2 protein-coding genes are annotated in these 2,285 nt (G+C 54.9%); both read left to right on the plus strand.

Annotated elements, in window-relative coordinates; all coding sequences use genetic code 11:
- Nucleotides 1–63 precede the first annotated feature (63 nt).
- Nucleotides 64–405, plus strand: coding sequence for a hypothetical protein (locus DWW90_RS20260; protein ID WP_122346274.1), 342 nt, complete (start codon nucleotides 64–66; stop codon nucleotides 403–405).
- Nucleotides 406–519: 114 nt separating this feature from the next.
- On the plus strand, nucleotides 520–2,285 hold a 1,766-nt coding region (locus tag DWW90_RS20265), incomplete at its 3' end, for a VapE domain-containing protein (protein WP_147382459.1).

Genomic DNA, 2,285 nt, shown 5'->3' on the forward strand with positions numbered 1-2,285 from the left:
TCAATCACCAAATAAACAAACAATCAGCATGAAAAAAAAATTGAAGCCGCCGGCCTGAACCGGATGTTGCGCGAGTTAAATGAGACGCTGCAGCCAGCGGAAAAGCAGCTGCACGAGTTAGTAAAACGCTGTAACCAGGTGAACCGCATCCTGGAACACGCAGCCTTGGAGGAAGATATGGAGTGGAAAGACCGGGTCGTCTTCCACGGGCCGACACACCAGTTCCTGGCGCTCCTGGCGCCACTGATCAAGAGCGAGCACTGCAAGGTGGACGGGAAATGTAACCGCGAAGCCCTTCTGCGTGCGCTCGACGAGGTGATCAAAGTCTGTCCCGAAGAAGGAAAAGAGCCCCTGAAATTTTCCAGTTTATTGGATGCCGCCAAACGCTATCTTTCAGACGAATAATATTCGACACCCTTTTTACTAATAAAGCAAAAAAGGTGTGAGCTAACCGGTTCATTCTCCCTACATTTGAACAAATGCCGAACGAATCGACATAAATCACACAAAAGTTGCATTATGGTACAAATTAGTGTCTTTATTATGTTCAGAATTTATCAGGGAAATAGGGCCCTGGTAGCCGTGTTAACCGAAATCAAGGCGGGTCGCTACGCCCCCGATGTCCGTAAACTCCGGGGGTGCCTTGCCGAGGGCGACAAAGCGTCAGCCGAGCGGATCAAGAAAGGGCTGCCGGCCTTCACCGTTTCCGCCCTCTACAACGGCAAACGCCTCAAGGAATGCCTGACCGGCTATAACCCCCTGTTGATACTGGACCTCGACGGGTTGACGGCAGCCGATATCGTCCGCCTCAGGGCGTTGATCGAAGCGGCTGCCTACACCGTTGCCTGCTTCCTGAGTCCCGGCGGGGCAGGGTTGAAGGTGATTGTCTACGCGGCGGTCCGCCTGGAGCCGATCCCCGAGAACCACCGTGTCCTCTACGACACGATGAAGGCGTGGTATGAGAACCTCTTAGGTGTCGAGATCGACGCTTCGGGAAGCGATGCCGGGCGTCTGTGCTTCGTCTCGGACGACAGCGGGCTGTTCCTCTCACCCCGTTTCTCGGACTGGCTGAACGACACAGGGCAGTTGCCGGGCGATATTCCTATGTTAGAACCCTTGTTGCCCAGGATGGTTTCAAAGGATAAAAACCAGGCTCCGCTGTTTGCCCGGGCCCGTCATCGTGCTTCATGCAAGTCCAAATACGAGGATGGGAACCGGAATAACTATGTCTACCAATTCTCATGCCATTGCAATCGCCTGGGCATCCTGAAAGCAGAAACGGAAGCCTACTGTAACCAGAAGTTTTCCGATCTCCCTGCCGATGAAATCCGCCAGGCTGTGGAAAGCGCCTTCACGCATACCGATGAAGCGGGAAAGGAAGAAACTCCGGAAAAGGGAGAAGGGAAAGTGGAAGATATCCGCCGCTTCCTTTCCGCCGCATATACCTTGCGTTACAATGTCGTGCGCGGATTAATCGAATGGCAGCAAACGAAAAGGAAGGGCAGGAAAGACTTCGTACCTGTCACCGACTACTGGGAGAACTCCGTCTGGTGCGCGATGCAGATGGCAGGGATACGTTGTAAATTGCCTGAGCTCCATGCTGTAATCCATTCCGATTACAGCAAGGAATACAACCCTTTTACGGCCTATTTCGACAGTCTTCCGCCGTGGGACGGGACGACGGACCATATTGCCCTCCTGGCGGCCACAATCGCCACCGACCGCCCTGACTATTGGCAGACTTGCCTCTGCAAATGGCTGGTGGCAACCGTCGCCTGCGCCATCGACGCGAAGCAGGAAAACCACTCCGTCCTGCTGCTCAGCGGCGAGCAGGGGATCGGGAAAACGACCTGGTGCCGTCATCTCGTCCCTCCCTCCTTGTCCGAGTACATTTATACCGGTAATCTCGACCCGTCGTCGAAAGACGCCATGCTGTTGCTCTCCGACTGTTTCCTGATCATACTTGACGAACTTTCAGGGCAGAGCCGCATGGAGCTGAACCGCCTGAAGGTGATGATCACGAAAAACACGGTTCGCGAACGCCGTGCCTACGCCCGCAATGCCGAGACCTACACCCGCCGCGCCTCCTTCCTCGCGACGGTCAACGACAGCCAGGTGTTGACCGACCGTACCGGCTCGCGCCGTTTCCTCTGTTTTGAGGCGCAAGGCATCGACTACACCACGCCTGTCGACCATACCGGCATCTATTCGCAAGCATTGGCTCTCTACCGCAGTGGCTTCAAATTCTGGTTCTCCGACACCGACATCGCCGAAGTGAACACGAA

The sequence above is a fragment of the Parabacteroides sp. AF17-28 genome (genome assembly GCF_003479205.1).
GTDB lineage: Bacteria > Bacteroidota > Bacteroidia > Bacteroidales > Tannerellaceae > Parabacteroides > Parabacteroides acidifaciens.

Bases quoted from the DNA above. Each gene is read 5' to 3' on its own strand.
- DWW90_RS20260 (WP_122346274.1), top strand. From the start codon at position 64: ATGTTGCGCGAGTTAAATGAGACGCTGCAGCCAGCGGAAAAGCAGCTG.